This window comes from Flagellimonas ochracea, assembly GCF_009903685.1.
Lineage (GTDB): Bacteria > Bacteroidota > Bacteroidia > Flavobacteriales > Flavobacteriaceae > Flagellimonas > Flagellimonas ochracea.
On the sequence record NZ_JAAABI010000004.1, the window covers coordinates 132,486 to 148,676 of the forward strand.

A 16,191-nucleotide genomic window follows, 5' to 3' on the forward strand; every position below is an offset into this window, starting at 1 on the left:
TTTTAATCGTTTTGAAAGATGGGTTCTCCTTGCTTCCAAACCTGGCTGGGTTTCATTTGTCCTTGGTGATAGGTGATTTCTTGATAGTTGTCCGTTGGAAACATCACAAAATCGGCCATTGCTCTAGGTTCCAATTTCCCCCTATCGGATAGTCGCAGCGCAGCTGCCGCTCTAAAGGTGATTCCAGCTAAAACCTCTGTATTGGATAGTTTTTCAAAGGTCCCTAAAATACTGGCTTGCGTCAACAGGTCACCCATGGGCGCGGACCCGGGATTATGGTCGCTGGCAATGGACAAGGCTCCGCCTGCGTCCAAAATTTTACGGGCCGGGGTATAGGCGCATCCCAATCCAAGGGAAGCCCCGGGCAAAGCGTTTGCAATGGTATTACTTTGCGCCAAAAGTTGAATTTCTTTTTCGGTGCTGGTTTCCAAGTGGTCCGCACTTATGGCACCAAAATCGACAGCTACCTGACTGCCGCCTGTGGTAAATTGATCGGCATGCACAGTAATATCGAATCCCATTTCTTTGGCTTTTTGAAAGTAGGGTTTGATTTCCTGTGGAGAAAAAGCACTTTCTTCAACAAATGCATCGATGCGATGGGCTAAGTTTTCAGATTTGAGCAAGGGAAACAAGATGTTGGCGATAACATCCAGATATTCTTTGTCCTTACTCCAATCCTTAGGTTTCATGTGGGCCGCCAGGCAGGTAGGAACCAGGTCTACCTTTGTTTTTGAGTTGGCAAGTTTTATGGCTCGAAGCATTTTCACCTCTTCGTCCACTGAAAGTCCGTAACCACTTTTAACTTCGATGGTTGTGACCCCATTGTTGAGGTGGGATTTACTTCTTGCCACGATTCCATGCACTAAATCCTTTTGGGAGGCCTTCCGTGTCTGTGTTACGGTATCCCAAATTCCTCCCCCTGCTTTTGCAATTTCCAAATAGGTCTTTCCAGCATTTCTAAATGCATAATCACGGGCACGGCTTCCTGCAAAACAGATATGGGTATGGGAATCGACGAACCCTGGAAGGCAAACACTTTCGCCTTCAATACGGTAAATGTGGACTTCATCTGATTTTAATTCTTCAAAAACGCCAATTTTCAAAATTTTTCCTTTGGAAACCACGATTCCACCATTTTCAATAACGGGCAATTGCTCGTCCTTCAATGCTCCTTTTAAGGGCAATCCTGTCATAGGGAGTAACTGGGTAAAAGGTCCTATTAGAGTTTGTCTGTCCATTTTCAGTACGTTTCAAATTCTTCCAAATAAGGTGTGTTCCATTGAAGCTCGTTTTCTTGCATCACCTTTTCCACCAAACGGATGATTTCCCCTTTCTTGACCATATCGATTCCCTTTTCAATATCATCGGCAAAAACCCTATCGCTTTCTGCAAAAGAGACTTTGATACGGATGAATTTGTGAATTTCATCCAACAATAGTCCTGATTTAAGTGGTTTTCTATATTCAAAAGCTTGGGCGGCGGTCAACAATTCAATAGCCAATATTTTCTCGACATTCCCAATGACTTGAAGCGCTTTTCGAGCGCTGATGGACCCCATACTCACATGATCTTCTTGACCGAGTGAGGTGGGAATGCTGTCCGCACTGGCTGGAAAACAAAGCCCCTTATTCTCGCTGGCCAATGCTGCAGAGGTATATTGTAAAATCATGTATCCCGAATTAATGCCCGTGTCTTCCATCAACAATTTGGGCACACCGGGGCTATTGCCTTCCAAGGCTAGATAGATTCTTCGGTCTGAAATATTTCCAATCTCAGAAGCTGCCAACGTAGCATAATCCAAGGCCATGGCCAATGGCTGTCCGTGAAAATTTCCGCCGCTTATGGTGAGCTCATCATTGATGATAACGGGATTATCGGTTACGGAGTTCAACTCAATCTCCAAAAGCTCCTTTAGGTGGAGCCATGCATTTCGGGATGCTCCGTGTACTTGGGGAATGCATCGCAGTGAGTACGGATCTTGTACACGTTCGCAGTCAATATGGTCCTCCAATATTTCCGAACCTTGTAGCAGGGTTCGAATCCGACCTGCCACATGCTGATTTCCCTTAAAGGGACGAAGCTGATGCAGTTCTTCGTAGAAGGGCTTCATGGAACCTTGCAGCCCTTCGAGCATCATAGCACCGATAATGTCCGCATGTCGTAAAACATATTGCAATTTTTGGACTACCAATACCCCATGCGCGGCAATAAACTGGGTGCCGTTAATCAGTGCCAGACCCTCTTTGGGACCCAGCTCCAACGGCTTCAATTCGGTTTTCTCGAAAAGTTTCTCGGCGGTTATTGTTTTTCCTCCAAAATTTACTTTGCCCAAGCCGATAAGCGGTAAGAACAAATGCGAAAGGGGCGCCAAATCCCCCGAAGCTCCTACGGAGCCTTGTGAAGGCACTACAGGAATAGCATCGTTGTCGATGTGCCAAACAATTCTTTCCAAGGTTTCCATGCGAATGCCGGAGAACCCCTTGGCCAGCGCGTGTACTTTTAAAATAAGCATCAATTTGGCCAGTTCAACCGATATGGGTTCTCCCACGCCTACGCTATGACTTTGCAGAATATTACGTTGCAGTATTCGGGTTTCTTCTTTGGAAACACTTGTGGTACAAAGTGGCCCAAAACCCGTATTTATTCCATATACCGGGTGTTCTTTTTCCACAATGCGACCCACAATTTCACTGCTATCATGTACCCGTTTTCGGGTTTTGTCAGAAAAAGTGCCGAGCACGGTTCCGCGGGCAATGGAAATAGCTATTTTGGCCGTTAAATGGTCTTGGCCATACAAAAAAACAGTATGATTTTGGTCCATTAAGAAAACGATTTCGTAAGGCTAAAAGTATTCATTAAGTTTGACATAAACGAGTCAAAAAACCATTTCAAAAAAGAGATATCCAATGATTTTTGAAACCATAAAGAAAAGAAGATCTGTTTTCCCCGTTCAATACAGTGATAAACCTATTGCCAAAGAGATCTTGGAGCAGCTTCTTGAAGCGGCCAATTGGGCACCAACCCATAAGAAGACTGAACCGTGGCGGTTTAAAGTGCTTATGGGAGAATCTAAAGCCAAATTGGGCTTGTTCCTTTCCTATAAGTACATGGAAACCGAACCAAAACCCAAACAGATTAAAATAAAGAAGTTAATGGAAAACCCAAAACGTGCAGGGGCGATTATTGCCATTTGCATGCAGCGCGATCCAAAGGAAAGTGTACCAGAATGGGAAGAAATGGCCGCCACTGCCATGGCTGTGCAAAACATGTGGCTTTGTTGTGCTGAAATGGGTATAGGTTGTTATTGGAGTTCCCCAGGACTCATTAAGTACATGGACGAGTTCTTTGATTTGAATGAGGGTGAAAAATGTCTTGGTTTTTTTTACATAGGGTATTATGATGGCGAGGTGGAACAGGGTATTAGAGGCCCAATTTCTGAAAAAGTGGAGTGGATGGATTAACCGAATTGAAATATTTCCCCAGCATACTTAACGCTCAGATATACATAGAATATCGCATAGAGGACCGTGACCACAAGTTTCATAAAGGTTCCGGTCAAAAAACCCAAAAACGAACCAAATGCCGCCTTAAGGGCCGTTTTTTGATTGGCCTTGTTCAGCAATTCCCCCACCAGAGCTCCAATAAATGGCCAAATGATAATACCAAAGGGTCCGAATATTGGAACGAAGATGGCCACCAAAAGCCCAACAATGGTCCCCCACATGCCTGCTTTGCTTCCACCAAACTTTTTGGTGCCCATTGCTGGGATTATATAATCCATTATGGTTATGAAAAGTGCAATGGCCAGCGTAATGCCCAACACCCACCAGTCATCGGGAATCGCTTTGGTCAAATAAAGCAGAAGAAGCCCTAGCCAGCTTATAGGTGGACCAGGCAGTACAGGAAGAAAACTTCCTAGAATGCCGACCAGCATTAGTAGAAATCCCAACAGCGTTAAGGCTATATCCATACATTTTTAGTTGTTAGACAAATATAGAAGCTATTTGTTACACAAACGGCTCGTGTCAGTTCAAAGAACATGAACAAAATGATTAAAAAATCGTAATTTCAGCCAAATTCTTGGGGTTGCCATGCAGAAGTATTTGTTCTTGATTTGTTTTGGAATGTTGGTGTCCTGCGAGCTGTTTATGTCCAAAGAAGATAAAACCCAAAAAATGGTCGATGACGAGCTCTTGGCCATTGATTGGAATGATGTTGATCAATACCCTCTTTTTGAGGAGTGCGATGAAACCGTCAGTAAGCCCCAACAAAAGGGGTGCTTTCAAAATGTTCTTATGGGCTATTTTTCGAAAGCGTTGGATAGCCTGCATTTTCAGGTGGAAGAAAATTTGAATGATACCGTTTTTATTGATTTTGAGGTTGATGAACATGGCTTTATAACCATACGAAATGTTGAGGAAAAAACGGCCATTTTCAACCAAATCGAAAACTTTAGATCAGAAGTGACCCAGCGTTTAAACGATTTTACCGTAAAACCGGCACTTAAAAGAGGTATTCCAGTAAGTATACGATTTAGACTTCCTTTGGTTTTAAGCACTGATTAATTGGCAAAAGAAAAAATTATTTTGGGAATTGACCCCGGCACCACGGTGATGGGCTTTGGCATCATTAAAGTCATCGATAAACAAATGCACTTTGTGCAGATGAACGAATTGATGCTTAAAAAATATACGGACCCCTACACCAAACTCAAACTTATTTTTGACCGCACCTTAGAGTTGATCGATACATTCCATCCTGATGAAATTGCAATTGAAGCTCCTTTTTATGGCAAAAATGTGCAATCCATGCTTAAACTGGGCAGGGCGCAAGGGGTTGCCATGGCGGCTGGACTTTCAAGGCAAGTTCCCATTACAGAGTATATGCCCAAAAAGATAAAAATGTCCATTACGGGAAATGGAAATGCCAGCAAGGAACAGGTGGCCAAAATGTTGCAAAGTGTTTTGAAACTAAAAACACTTCCAAAAAATTTGGACAGTACGGATGGATTAGCTGCTGCTGTTTGCCATTTTTATAACGATGGCAGGATGGATGTGGGTAAAAACTACACGGGCTGGGAAGCATTTGTGAAACAAAATCCTAAAAAAATAGGATAGCAATGGCTGGAATCTATGTTCATGTACCATTCTGCAAGCAGGCTTGTCACTATTGTGATTTTCACTTTTCCACACAACTGGGAAGAAAAGAAAAAATGGTGGACATGCTCCAGAAAGAAATGGAGCTCCGCAAAGGGAAATTTCAAAATGATGAAGTCGAGACCATCTACTTTGGCGGGGGCACACCATCCGTTCTCAAATTGGAGGAAATAGAAAGGTTGATCCAGGCCGTTTACAACAATTACAAAGTAATTGACCATCCAGAAATTACCCTCGAGGCCAATCCAGATGATTTAGCTAATAATCGAATCATCCAATTATCTAAAAGTCCAATAAATCGTCTCAGTATCGGTATCCAATCTTTTTTTGATGAAGACTTAAAGCTGATGAACCGGGCACACAATGCCGGTGAAGCCCAGAGCTGCATTCAAGAAGCCACGAAATACTTTGAAAATATTTCCATAGACCTTATTTACGGAATTCCCGGCATGGACCATGAAAGATGGAAGGTCAATATTGAAAAAGCATTGACATTTCAAGTTCCCCACATTTCCAGTTATGCCCTGACCGTGGAACCCAGAACGGCGTTGAAAAAATTTATCGAAAAAGGAATCGTTCCTGATGTGGATGATGCTCAGGCTCACCAACAATTCCATATTTTGGAGGAGCGGTTGGAAAAGCAGGGCTACATAAACTATGAAATATCAAATTTTGGAAAACCAGGCTTTTTTTCGAAGAACAATACATCGTATTGGCAAGGTAAAAAATATATGGGAATAGGCCCTTCGGCCCATTCCTTTGACGGACAGCGACGCGCATGGAATGTGCGCAACAATATAAAATATATCAACGCTTTGGAGAAAGGTGAACTGCCTATGGAAATGGAATCCTTATCTAAAACAGACCAGTACAATGAATACATAATGACCGGGCTGCGAACCATTTGGGGCGTTACTAAACAGGTGGTCAATGACCGATTTGGAAAACAATATTTGAATTATTTGAACGAGCAATCCCAAAAATATGTGGATGACCACTTGCTTTTTGAGGACGATGGCATCTTATTGGCCACCAAAAAAGGCAAGTTTTTAGTGGATGGGATTGCGGCCGATCTTTTTATGGTTAACTTGGAAAAATGATTGCCACGATTAAGCATAACTCCAGAAACTACAGGATAGATTTGTCAAAACCGCTGGACATATCCATTCCACTGGTTGGGGACAAAGACAATGTGAATGCTTGGTATTTGACTCCGCCTAAGATCGAACCTCACATGGAAGACGATTTTGTTGGAAAAGTTTCGGAGGGTGCGTCTACAAACTTCAATGATATTTGGTTTAATCCGCATTCCCATGTGACCCACACCGAATGTTTGGGGCATATTACGGATGAGTTCCATTCCATCAATCAAAAAATGAAGCACTTTTTCTATTTAGCGGAAGTGGTTACAGTAGCTCCCGAACAGTATGGAGAGGATTTTACTATCTCAGAAAAACAGTTGAAGTATGCCTTGGGCAATAAAAAAAGAGAGGCGTTGGTCATCAGAACCTTACCGAATCTTATCGAAAAAAAGTCTAAAAATTATTCCAATACCAATCCGCCCTATTTGAAGGAAGAAGCAGTGCACTACTTGGTGCAAAAAGGTGTGGAACATCTGTTGGTGGACCTGCCTTCGGTGGATAAGGAGAAGGACGATGGAGCTCTCTTGGCACACAAGGCTTTTTGGAACTTGAATGGAAAGCTAAGGACAACAGCTACCATAACCGAATTTATTTTTGTGCCCAATACAGTTTTGGATGGCACCTATTTTTTGGATTTGCAGGTTGCCCCAATAGAAAATGATGCCAGTCCCAGTAGACCGGTGCTATATCAAATAATGGATTGAACAATTGTTCACAAACTTCATATATTTAGCTTATGGGGGATATTTTGGAAGTTTTTTTAGGACTTATTTTAGGGGCGATACTCATGTATTGGCTTTTTTCCATATTACGAAGGAAAAAGAACAGGGAAGTCACCAAACATCAGTCCACTATTTTGCTGGACAAGATTAGAAGTGTATGTAAGTTGGTTTCCGTGGAAGGGGATTTTGCAGAAATCCATCATTACGAAAATACCAAAGAAGGGTTCATGAGCCTGTTTCGAAGCAGAAAAAAGGCGCTTGTTGTGGTAAAGGCCAAGGCGCAGATTGGATATGATCTGGCCAAACTGAACTTAAAAGCAGATAACGCCAAAAAAAGAATCAAACTAGAAAATTTTCCAGAGCCTGAGGTGTTGTCAATAGAACCAGACCTTCAATTTTATGATATCAAAAACGGATTGTTCAATAGTTTCTCGCCGGATGATATGACCAAACTGAACCAAGAAGCCAAAGAACTCATCAAACAAAAAATTCCAGAAAGCGGATTGATGGAAACGGCCAAAAAAGAAGCCCTGCAAGCTGTTCTTCTTGTAGAAAAGATCGTGGAAACCATTGGATGGACTTTGGACTACTCTGCCCTAGAGATTTCAAGCAAGGAAAAAAATCTATTAGAAGAATAAAAAGATATGAAAACAAAGGTCATGATTGCTTTTTTTTTGGGGATTGCATCATTTGGTCTTGCTCAAGACCAATTGAATAAAACAGCATTTGATCATACTTTTACACATACGGTATATTTTTGGCTGAAAAATCCAGACAGTCAATCCGATAGAAATCTTTTTGAGCGTTCCTTGAAATCATTTCTTGATAAATCCAAATACGCTAAGACCAATTTTGTGGGAACTCCACCAAGTGCCACGCGCGATGTGGTTGATGATTCTTTTACCTATGCCCTAATTGTCACTTTTGAATCTGCAGAAGCACAAGAAGCCTATCAAAATGAAGAGGTCCATTTGACATTTATAGAAGAATGCAAGGACTTATGGGAAAAAGTAGTGGTCTATGACGCATTAGGAGTGGACAAATGAACATAGAAGATTTAAGAACCTATTGTTTGGCAAAAAAAGGTGCTGCTGAAGACTTTCCTTTTGATTTGGATACCTTGGTCTTTAAGGTCATGGGTAAAATGTTTGCTTTGATTCCCCTGGAGCGAGTTCCCTCGCAGTGCAATTTGAAATGTGACCCTGAAAGGGCCTTAGTGCTTCGAGAAGAATATGATGGCCTTATCACTCCCGGATACCATATGAGCAAAAAACATTGGAACACCCTTCTTTTGGAAAACTTACCGCCCCAATTAATCAAAGATTTGGTGGACCATTCCTATAACTTGGTAGTGGCGGGCCTCACTAAAAAGCTTAGAGAAGAATTGGAGGATTTAGGTTGATTTAAATGGAAAAACTTCGCATATTCTACACGCAAAATTTAAGCAAGCACAGGAACGCGCTTCAACAGGTGAAGAGGGGGCTGAACTTCCTGGCCCTTCTTCGCCTGACTGTTTTTTTACTTGTTGCATTGAGCATGTATTTTTTTTGGAGTAGTTGGATTGCACCATGGATTTTTCTTCTAGGGTTGGTGGTTTTTTTGTATTTAGTGTCCAGGTACGTCGATTATAAACGGGAAAAAGCATATTTGGAGCGCTTGGTGACAATTAATGAAACTGAGTTGGTTGTATTGGAGGGACGTTTTCATCATTTGTTCAATGGAGAAGAATTTATGGAACAGGGCCATCCCTATGCCCAAGATTTGGATTTGTTCGGAAGAGGATCTTTTTATCAATATTGCAATAGAACAGCACTAGGGCAGGGGAGCAAGATGTTGGCAAAGCTTTTGCTGGATGATATGCCCGCAGATATTTCTAAAAAACAGGAGGCCATAAAAGAATTATCAGCACTTCCCGAATGGCGCCAGCAGTTCTGGGCTTTGGCCGGAAACAGGCGCCCCAAAGTTTCTCACGAAGTCGTATCCCATTGGATGAAAAACCATAAACCCTTTGTACCCGTTTGGATGCGTTATTTTGCCCCTGGGTTTTTGGTGATATCCATACTATTGATCGTAGGCGGCATTTTGGGATTTTTCCCTGAAAGCTTAATCCTGATTTGGTATCTGTTGGGGTGGATAATAGTAGGACGCTTTGGCAAAAAGTCCATGCGGTTTTCCTCACATGTATCCCAAGCTTTCGATACTATCGTCCAATACCAAAGACTATTGGAAGAGCTTGAACACCGGGATTTCAATGCGGTGCTGTTGAAGGAGTTCAAAGAGAGTTTGCATTTAAATGGGGATAGCGTCTCCAAAACCTTAAAAAAATTTAAGCGTTTTATGTCCATGCTGGAGCAGCAGAACAACTTGATGGTTGTTATTTTTGGCCAGGGACTGATGCTTTGGACTCCCTATTTTGTAAATCGATTGGAGGCTTGGATGGATAAATACGGTTCACAGGTTGAAGATTGGTTCAAGGCCATAGCCTATTTCGATGCGTACAATTGTTTGGGCAACTATGCCTTTAATCATCCAGACCATACCTATCCCAAAATTCTAAAAAACCGTTTGGTGCTGGAAGTGAAGGATTTGGGGCATCCATTAATTAATGCGGAGAAGAACGTGTTGAACAATTTTTCGATTGACAGGGGCCGTTTCAGCATTATTACAGGGGCGAATATGGCCGGTAAAAGTACTTTTTTAAGGGCCGTTGCCCTTCAAATTGTTATGGCCAATGTTGGTTTGCCGGTAAAGGGAAAGGATGTAAAATACACTCCAGTACGTTTGTTGACCAGCATGCGTTCATCGGACTCCTTGACCGATGATACTTCTTACTTTTATGCAGAGCTAAAACGACTGAAGTATATTATTGATGAACTTGGAAAGGGGGATTGTTTTGTGGTTTTAGATGAAATTTTAAAGGGAACCAATAGTGTTGACAAAGCAGAAGGCTCCAAAAAGTTTGTAGAACGCTTAGTGCACTCGGGAACAACAGGCTTAGTGGCTACCCATGATTTAAGTCTCTGTGAATTGTCACAAAAACTTCCCCAAGTGGAAAACCACTATTTTGATGCCCAGATTGTGGATGGAGCGCTTTATTTCGATTACAAATACAGGTCCGGTATTTGCCAAAACATGAACGCTTCATTTTTGCTCAAAGACATGGGTATTGTGGACTGATCAAAGTCCTTTTACCTGCGTGTTATAAAAAGAATTGGCCTGTAATCGAAGTAGCTCTTCTGCTTTTTCTTTCTTGTAACGATACAGTTCTTCCTCATCTTTTATATCGGAGTATACTTTTTCGTTGAGCGAAGCATCTGTTCCCAGCAGTAATTTTCGCTGCGTCACTTTCTGGGTCACCCAAGTAGCGACTACACTTTCCTGTTCCTCAAACTTGTATTCGTATTCACCTTTTGGTACCAATAATTTAGCAATGATGGGAGCCGTTTCAATTGCCAAGAACAGTAAAAAGATGAAGAAGGAAGGGAGCCAAGGTAATTTTCCCAGGGCATTTATGCGAGCCATGAGACCGTCAAAACCATCAATGATGGGCTGTGAATTGCCCACCGCCGTATTATAATCGGCATTTAGAGCGGCAATTTCCGCTTCCACAGCGGCAATTTTTTCGCTGTTAGTAGTCTTCAGCTCCTTGAGCTCGGCGAGGTAAGTATCATGCTTTTCTCTTTTTTCTTTGTATACGGGACCTTTACCAAGTAACCCGGTTCCAGCGGTACCTTCGGCTTCTGAAATGTAGGTATCATAAAGGGCATTGGTGGCTGCCTCTTTTTCGGCTATTTCATTTTTCAACTGGGCTATTTCTTGGTCGAGACTTTCTATTTTGGGCGTGTATTGCAGCGCCAATTGCTGTTTGTTGTTCAAGGTCATTGCATTTTTCTCTTCCAAGAGCACCTGATCGATTTCCTTTTCGAAAATCTTCAGCTCCAAGGGTTTGGAAATCACTATCGCAATAATCATAGCCAAAACAATTCGAGGTGTAGCCTGCCATAGTTCACTTTTAAAACTATCCCGTTTTTTAATGGTTGATACTATGTATCGGTCTAAATTAAAGATTAAGAGCCCCCATATTAATCCAAAGAAAATGGAGGTATAAATATTGTCAAAAACGGTGAAGAGGGCATAACCACTGGAAATAAAGGCCATAACAGCTGTAAAAAATACTGTGGCGCCGATACCCACATACTTATTGCGCTCTCCGTTGGAACAGGACTCTAGAATATGGGTATCCGCTCCCGAGCAGAAGATAAAAAAACGTTGAAGCATAACTGTGTTCTCTTTGATTGATAGACTATTAGAACGTGGACATCATTGATTTGTTACACATTTTGTCCTGCAAAAGTTTTTTTGCCATCCTTTTTGTGCAATAAAGTTCTTGAATCCAAAAGATTTTCAAGTGGGTAAGGGCAGCCCTTAAAAAGCATAAAAAAAGTGCGAAAATATTGTGATTATGATTCTTTTGCCATTTCGGTGTAATACTTGTAAAAGTAGGGAATGGTTTCAATGCCTTTCAAAAAATTCCATACCCCAAAATGTTCGTTGGGTGAGTGAATGGCATCGCTGTCCAGCCCAAAGCCCATCAAAATGGTTTTGCTGCCCAAAACCTGTTCGAACAAGGCTACGATGGGAATGCTTCCCCCAGTGCGTTCGGGAACAGGCTTCTTTCCAAAAGTCGTTTCGTAGGCTTTGGCCGCAGCTTGATATCCGACGCTATTAGTTCGGGTCACATAAGGCAATCCACCATGGTGTGGAGTCACCTTGACTTTAATTCCTTTGGGAGCTATTGATTCAAAATGTTTTGTAAATAGGTTTGTAATTTCATCTGGATCTTGATTGGGCACCAACCGCATGGAAATTTTTGCATAAGCTTTACTGGCAATCACTGTTTTGGCTCCCTCTCCGGTGTAACCGCCCCAAATACCGTTCACATCGAGCGTTGGTCGTATGGAGTACCGTTCTGGGGTCTTATATCCCTTTTCTCCGTAAACATCACCAATGTCCAAGGCTTTTTTATAGGCTTCCAAATCAAATGGGGCCTCCGCCATTTCGGCTCTTTCATCACTGGATAACTCCTCAACTTTGTCATAGAAACCAGGGATGGTAATATGATTGTTTTCATCATGCAAAGAAGCAATCATTTTGCTTAAGATATTGATGGGATTGGGTACCGCCCCGCCATAAATTCCAGAATGTAAATCCCTGTTCGGTCCGGTAACTTCGACCTGCACATAGCTAAGTCCTCTAAGTCCCGTGGTGATGGAAGGAATATCGTTGGCAATCATCCCGGTATCAGAAATCAGAATGATGTCGTTTTTAAGCTTATCCTTATGGTCTTCCAGAAAATCGGCCAGACTGTCACTTCCAACCTCTTCCTCACCCTCTATCATAAACTTAACATTGCAGGGCAGTTTATCGTTTTTGATCATAAATTCTACCGCTTTCACATGCATATAGAACTGTCCTTTGTCATCACAGGAACCACGGGCAAAAATTGCTCCGTGTGGATGTAGTTCCGTTTCCTTGATAACGGGTTCAAAAGGAGGCGATTTCCATAAATCCATTGGGTCTGGAGGTTGTACATCATAATGGCCATAAACCAGTACGGTTGGCAAATTGGGATCAATGATTTTTTCTCCGTACACTACAGGGTAACCTTTGGTCTCACAAATTTCTACATTGTCGCAACCGGCGCTCGCGAGTGACTCCTCCACAGCTTTGGCCGTTTCCCAGACATCTTCGGAATAGGCGGGGTCTGCACTGATTGAAGGGATTCTTAAAAGTTCAATAAGCTCGTTTATGAACCGGTCTTTATTAGTGTTGATGTAATCTTTTATTTGCTCCATATTTTTGTAAAAACTGACTAAATGTACAAAAAACAAGTTTTTAAAAGCTGTGCATTTGCATATTGGAAAATTGGATTATATTTGCATCCCGGTAAATATCGGTGCCTGCGGGTGTGGTGGAACTGGTAGACACGCTAGACTTAGGATCTAGTGCCGCGAGGCGTGGGGGTTCGACTCCCTTCACCCGCACAGAAAGCTCTCAAATTGTTGAGGGCTTTTTTATTTTGGACTGTTTTCTCTGATTTGATTTTTAAAGTGAGTTTAAAATAATGGGTTGGGATACTTGAGCTACCTAACTCAATTCAATTGATGAATTGAATTGTCAAAAACGACCAATATAATTGTCCCCTACAATCCTATCATATACTTGGTTTCGAAGTGTTTTACTGATCTGGATTTTGTGGTTTGCCACATAAAGTAAAGACCCTTCAATCTTTTTTACATGTTTTATGCCCACCAAAAATGACCTGTGTACCCGCATGAATTTTGCTTTGGGAAGTTGATTTTCGATATGGCGCATGGAGACAAGGGTCAGATATTTATCGGTTACCGTGTGAATAAAGATGTAGTCTTTTGCAGTTTCTACAAAAGTGATGTCATCAATGGATATGCGAACCAAGATACCATCAGACTTAATAAAAATATAATCACTGCCCTCTACCAAATCGGTTTTGTTCAATGAAATAGTCTTGTCCACAGCCTTTAAAAACCGATTGTAGGAAAAAGGTTTTAGTAAGAAGTCCACAGCATTGAGGTCAAAACCTTCCAAAGCAAACTCGCGGTATGCCGTTGTAAAAATAACTCGGGGAGGGGCATGGAGTGCTTTCATCAATTCCAGACCTGTCATATTTGGCATCTGAATATCCAAGAACATGAGATCAACGGTATTCGATTTTAAAAATTCCATGGCATCCAGAGCAGATGCCATAGAGCCCTTGAGTTCCAAAAAAGGTGTTTGGGACACAAAATCCTCAAGACCTTTTCGGGCAAGATTTTCGTCATCAACGATTAAGCATTTTAGTTTCATCCAATTCTATTTTCAAGTTCACGATAAATCTTTCCTCCATATCTTTTATTGTAAGAACATGCCGGTTGGAATATATAAGTTCCAATCTCCGCTTAAGGTTGGTTATACCTATTCCTTTTTGGTCTTTATGCTTGACTCTTGTTTTGGTTCGATTTGCCGAAGTGTTCTGCACATTGAAGTTCAGTACGCTATCGCTTGAGATATCTGCTTGCACTTGAATTTCATACCCTCTGCTGTTCTGGCCATGTTTAAAGGCGTTTTCAACAATGGGAAGCAAGAGCATTGGGGATATGTGAAGTTCCCCAAGATTTTTTGGGAAGTTATGAATCACAGTGACCAAATCGGAATGCCTAACACTTTCGATGTTGATATAATTGGCGAGGTTTTCAAATTCACGTTCCAGACTAATATGTTTCTTACCTGTCTCATAAAGTTGATAGCTCAACAGCTCCGAAAACTCCAACAACATTTTTTTTCCAGCATTTAAGTTCCTGTTCATCATTACATAAATACTATTGAGGGAATTGAAAAGGAAATGAGGGTTGATTTGACTCTTTAATAAACTCAGTTCAGTTTCTAGATGCTTTTGTTCTATTTCCCTTAAAACCTGTTCCTTTTTGTACCATTGATCTATAAGAAATAGTGTCATGGACAGACACAAGGAAAGAATAACTTCTGTCGCTATGGCAATCCTACCCTCAAAACTATGAAAGAAATTGGCGGTTGGCAGATAAACGTTTATCCTCGAAAAATAGTAATGCAGATAATGGGAGGAAAACCAAGTGGCAAGAATAATACATAGTATCAAAAAGATCAGATAATGGGCTATTTTCTTGTTCAACAAAAATTTTGGAGCCAAAAAATAAAGATTGAAATAGACCAGAACCGCATAAGGGACAAAGGCAACTAAATTTGTCCGAAAGTTGTCCAATAAATCACGGTGATAATTCAGGTCGTGGGTGCTCCACAACATTACGAATATTGCCCAAAACAACAAATGTCGGGCCACTCTTGACCACTCTTTTTTCATTTATCACGGATTGTTTTTCCTGCGAATCAATTATCATAAAGATAATTAATTGATCTCCATTGTCAGTTTAAGATAGTGCCCTGCTTTATTCTCAACTCAATCCCTTCCGTAATACCAACAATATTTTCTAGAGGGTTTGTTTCCAACACCAAAAAGCTTGCCTCGTATCCCTCGAAAAGCTTGCCAACCTTCCTATTGGGAAAAATAGTCTCCGTTGAATTCTCGGTCCACATTTTAAGCAACTCCAAGTTGGTAAAAACACCTAGGTTTTGCAGCAATTGGAACTCGCCAGCGGAGTTTCCATTGAAATTATCCGATCCTACTGCAAGTTTGGCTCCCACTTTTTTAAATTGTTTGAGGTTGTGGCGAATGTTATCCATTAGTATTTGAAAATTGGGTTGCTTTGCCCTTTTTCTTATCAAAGAAACGGTGGTGACTATAGTGATTCCTTTTTCTTTGGCCATTTTAATGTCTTCAGGGTCAATGGTCTGGCCATGGGTTATTTCAGGTAAATGTGCAACCTCGTCCACATTCGCCTCTACGGCCACATGAAAATCATAAGCTGTCTCTACATGGGCACTAACACGCAGCCCGTCAGTATGGGCTTTTTCTACAATTTTGTTCACTAGATTAGGATTCAGTCCCTTTTTTCCAAAATAGGTGGGGTCATTCTTTCGCTTCTCATACTCCTCCGAATACAATAGATTGATTTTTATGAAATCTGGCTCAAATGAAAGGATATGCCCCCATTTTTTGTTTAGATCCTGTTCCGAGTCGATTATGAAGTAACCATGCGACTCAATATCTTGTTTGGAATCAAATACGTCATAATAACCCCAATCAAAGAATTTTTCACGGATTGCTACCGGATGTCCTCCCGTGCCAGTTAAAGGCGCATACGTTGTACTAACATCCAACCCTGATGGTTTGTTGTAAAGGTGCATCAATGGTTCTAGCTGCATCCTAATGGCTGATAAATGCTTAACATAAAACACACCATTTTTGAGGTAGTTGTCGATACGTTTTTCCAGTTCGTAATCACTTTCCAAGTTGTGATTATGAGCCTCGGCAAAGGGAGGGATCACAAATTTGCCTGAAAGGTCTAATACGGTATCAACCTCATTTTCAATTTTATCAAAATAGAGCAATCCATCCTCGACCCAAAAAGTCCGTTTGATGAATTCTTCTCCATTGAACCATTTTCCGTTGATCAACTGCATTGTTATACTCTCAGGATTTTTTATAGCAACTTTTTCAGG

Annotated in this window: 17 protein-coding genes and 1 tRNA gene; 10 read left to right on the forward strand and 8 right to left on the reverse strand. The window is 41.4% G+C overall.

Annotated elements, in window-relative coordinates; translation table 11 throughout:
- Positions 1 to 2: 2 nt before the first annotated feature.
- Together hutI and hutH are read right to left on the reverse strand one after the other, a co-directional pair.
- A complete protein-coding gene (gene hutI, locus GTQ34_RS12270) occupies positions 3 to 1,238 on the reverse strand; it encodes an imidazolonepropionase (RefSeq protein WP_166524102.1) in 1,236 nt (411 codons plus the stop codon).
- 2 nt (positions 1,239 to 1,240) lie between these two features.
- Positions 1,241 to 2,821 (reverse strand): histidine ammonia-lyase, encoded by a 1,581-nt coding sequence (hutH, locus tag GTQ34_RS12275; protein ID WP_166524103.1) that lies wholly within the window; start codon positions 2,819 to 2,821, stop codon positions 1,241 to 1,243.
- Positions 2,822 to 2,906: 85 nt separating this feature from the next.
- On the opposite strand from hutH, the gene GTQ34_RS12280 reads away from it, so the two are divergent.
- Positions 2,907 to 3,461, forward strand: a complete 555-nt coding sequence (locus tag GTQ34_RS12280) for a nitroreductase family protein (protein ID WP_166524104.1) — start codon at positions 2,907 to 2,909, stop codon at positions 3,459 to 3,461.
- Here the strand turns inward: GTQ34_RS12280 and GTQ34_RS12285 are convergent.
- Positions 3,458 to 3,970 carry a DUF456 domain-containing protein gene (locus GTQ34_RS12285; protein ID WP_166524105.1) on the reverse strand — a complete coding sequence of 171 codons (513 nt, stop codon included), beginning with the start codon at positions 3,968 to 3,970 and terminating at the stop codon, positions 3,458 to 3,460. The genes GTQ34_RS12280 and GTQ34_RS12285 overlap by 4 nt on opposite strands.
- 121 nt (positions 3,971 to 4,091) lie before the next feature.
- Between GTQ34_RS12285 and GTQ34_RS12290 the strand changes: the two genes are divergently transcribed.
- The 8 genes from GTQ34_RS12290 to GTQ34_RS12325 are packed head-to-tail and all read left to right on the forward strand — an operon-like array spanning position 4,092 to position 10,197.
- A complete protein-coding gene (locus GTQ34_RS12290) occupies positions 4,092 to 4,565 on the forward strand; it encodes a hypothetical protein (protein ID WP_166524106.1) in 474 nt (157 codons plus the stop codon).
- Positions 4,566 to 5,117 carry a crossover junction endodeoxyribonuclease RuvC gene (ruvC, locus tag GTQ34_RS12295; protein WP_166524107.1) on the forward strand — a complete coding sequence of 184 codons (552 nt, stop codon included), beginning with the start codon at positions 4,566 to 4,568 and terminating at the stop codon, positions 5,115 to 5,117. It abuts the gene before it with no gap.
- 2 nt (positions 5,118 to 5,119) lie between these two features.
- On the forward strand, positions 5,120 to 6,256 hold the full coding sequence (gene hemW, locus GTQ34_RS12300; RefSeq protein ID WP_166524108.1) for a radical SAM family heme chaperone HemW: 1,137 nt from the start codon (positions 5,120 to 5,122) through the stop codon (positions 6,254 to 6,256).
- Positions 6,253 to 7,002 (forward strand): cyclase family protein, encoded by a 750-nt coding sequence (locus GTQ34_RS12305; protein WP_166524109.1) that lies wholly within the window; start codon positions 6,253 to 6,255, stop codon positions 7,000 to 7,002. Before hemW ends, GTQ34_RS12305 begins: the two co-directional genes overlap by 4 nt.
- 32 nt (positions 7,003 to 7,034) lie before the next feature.
- Positions 7,035 to 7,658, forward strand: a complete 624-nt coding sequence (locus GTQ34_RS12310) for a DUF4230 domain-containing protein (protein WP_166524110.1) — start codon at positions 7,035 to 7,037, stop codon at positions 7,656 to 7,658.
- Positions 7,659 to 7,664: 6 nt separating this feature from the next.
- On the forward strand, positions 7,665 to 8,066 hold the full coding sequence (locus GTQ34_RS12315; protein WP_166524111.1) for a Dabb family protein: 402 nt from the start codon (positions 7,665 to 7,667) through the stop codon (positions 8,064 to 8,066).
- Positions 8,063 to 8,422 (forward strand): MmcQ/YjbR family DNA-binding protein, encoded by a 360-nt coding sequence (locus GTQ34_RS12320; protein ID WP_166524112.1) that lies wholly within the window; start codon positions 8,063 to 8,065, stop codon positions 8,420 to 8,422. The genes GTQ34_RS12315 and GTQ34_RS12320 overlap by 4 nt, the downstream gene beginning before the upstream one ends.
- Positions 8,423 to 8,427: 5 nt before the next feature.
- Entirely contained in the window at positions 8,428 to 10,197 is a 1,770-nt protein-coding gene (locus GTQ34_RS12325; RefSeq protein ID WP_166524113.1) for a MutS-related protein, read from the forward strand.
- Here GTQ34_RS12325 and GTQ34_RS12330 read toward each other — a convergent pair whose 3' ends face one another.
- Both GTQ34_RS12330 and GTQ34_RS12335 read right to left on the reverse strand, forming a co-directional pair.
- Complete coding sequence (locus tag GTQ34_RS12330; RefSeq protein WP_166524114.1) at positions 10,198 to 11,298, reverse strand: DUF4407 domain-containing protein; 1,101 nt, start codon at positions 11,296 to 11,298, stop codon at positions 10,198 to 10,200. It abuts the gene before it with no gap.
- A gap of 182 nt (positions 11,299 to 11,480) precedes the next feature.
- Positions 11,481 to 12,875, reverse strand: a complete 1,395-nt coding sequence (locus GTQ34_RS12335) for a dipeptidase (RefSeq protein ID WP_166524115.1) — start codon at positions 12,873 to 12,875, stop codon at positions 11,481 to 11,483.
- Positions 12,876 to 12,982: 107 nt separating this feature from the next.
- On the opposite strand from GTQ34_RS12335, the gene GTQ34_RS12340 reads away from it, so the two are divergent.
- Positions 12,983 to 13,064: transfer RNA gene (locus tag GTQ34_RS12340), tRNA-Leu, on the forward strand.
- Between the two features lie 133 nt (positions 13,065 to 13,197).
- Here GTQ34_RS12340 and GTQ34_RS12345 read toward each other — a convergent pair.
- The 3 genes from GTQ34_RS12345 to GTQ34_RS12355 form a co-directional block, all read right to left on the reverse strand.
- Entirely contained in the window at positions 13,198 to 13,902 is a 705-nt protein-coding gene (locus GTQ34_RS12345) for a LytR/AlgR family response regulator transcription factor (RefSeq protein WP_166524116.1), read from the reverse strand.
- Positions 13,877 to 14,932 carry a sensor histidine kinase gene (locus GTQ34_RS12350; protein ID WP_166524117.1) on the reverse strand — a complete coding sequence of 352 codons (1,056 nt, stop codon included), beginning with the start codon at positions 14,930 to 14,932 and terminating at the stop codon, positions 13,877 to 13,879. Before GTQ34_RS12350 ends, GTQ34_RS12345 begins: the two co-directional genes overlap by 26 nt.
- A 62-nt stretch (positions 14,933 to 14,994) precedes the next feature.
- Positions 14,995 to 16,152 carry an amidohydrolase family protein gene (locus tag GTQ34_RS12355; RefSeq protein ID WP_166524118.1) on the reverse strand — a complete coding sequence of 386 codons (1,158 nt, stop codon included), beginning with the start codon at positions 16,150 to 16,152 and terminating at the stop codon, positions 14,995 to 14,997.
- Positions 16,153 to 16,191: the final 39 nt, after the last annotated feature.

Excerpts from the sequence above, each read along its gene's own strand:
- hutI (WP_166524102.1), bottom strand. The coding sequence starts at position 1,238 with ATGGACAGACAAACTCTAATAGGACCTTTTACCCAGTTACTCCCTATG.
- hutH (WP_166524103.1), bottom strand. The coding sequence starts at position 2,821 with ATGGACCAAAATCATACTGTTTTTTTGTATGGCCAAGACCATTTAACG.
- GTQ34_RS12280 (WP_166524104.1), top strand. The coding sequence starts at position 2,907 with ATGATTTTTGAAACCATAAAGAAAAGAAGATCTGTTTTCCCCGTTCAA.
- GTQ34_RS12285 (WP_166524105.1), bottom strand. The coding sequence starts at position 3,970 with ATGGATATAGCCTTAACGCTGTTGGGATTTCTACTAATGCTGGTCGGC.
- GTQ34_RS12290 (WP_166524106.1), top strand. The coding sequence starts at position 4,092 with ATGCAGAAGTATTTGTTCTTGATTTGTTTTGGAATGTTGGTGTCCTGC.
- hemW (WP_166524108.1), top strand. The coding sequence starts at position 5,120 with ATGGCTGGAATCTATGTTCATGTACCATTCTGCAAGCAGGCTTGTCAC.
- GTQ34_RS12305 (WP_166524109.1), top strand. The coding sequence starts at position 6,253 with ATGATTGCCACGATTAAGCATAACTCCAGAAACTACAGGATAGATTTG.
- GTQ34_RS12310 (WP_166524110.1), top strand. The coding sequence starts at position 7,035 with ATGGGGGATATTTTGGAAGTTTTTTTAGGACTTATTTTAGGGGCGATA.
- GTQ34_RS12315 (WP_166524111.1), top strand. The coding sequence starts at position 7,665 with ATGAAAACAAAGGTCATGATTGCTTTTTTTTTGGGGATTGCATCATTT.
- GTQ34_RS12320 (WP_166524112.1), top strand. The coding sequence starts at position 8,063 with ATGAACATAGAAGATTTAAGAACCTATTGTTTGGCAAAAAAAGGTGCT.
- GTQ34_RS12325 (WP_166524113.1), top strand. The coding sequence starts at position 8,428 with ATGGAAAAACTTCGCATATTCTACACGCAAAATTTAAGCAAGCACAGG.
- GTQ34_RS12330 (WP_166524114.1), bottom strand. The coding sequence starts at position 11,298 with ATGCTTCAACGTTTTTTTATCTTCTGCTCGGGAGCGGATACCCATATT.
- GTQ34_RS12335 (WP_166524115.1), bottom strand. The coding sequence starts at position 12,875 with ATGGAGCAAATAAAAGATTACATCAACACTAATAAAGACCGGTTCATA.
- GTQ34_RS12345 (WP_166524116.1), bottom strand. The coding sequence starts at position 13,902 with ATGAAACTAAAATGCTTAATCGTTGATGACGAAAATCTTGCCCGAAAA.
- GTQ34_RS12350 (WP_166524117.1), bottom strand. The coding sequence starts at position 14,932 with ATGAAAAAAGAGTGGTCAAGAGTGGCCCGACATTTGTTGTTTTGGGCA.
- GTQ34_RS12355 (WP_166524118.1), bottom strand. The coding sequence starts at position 16,152 with ATGCAGTTGATCAACGGAAAATGGTTCAATGGAGAAGAATTCATCAAA.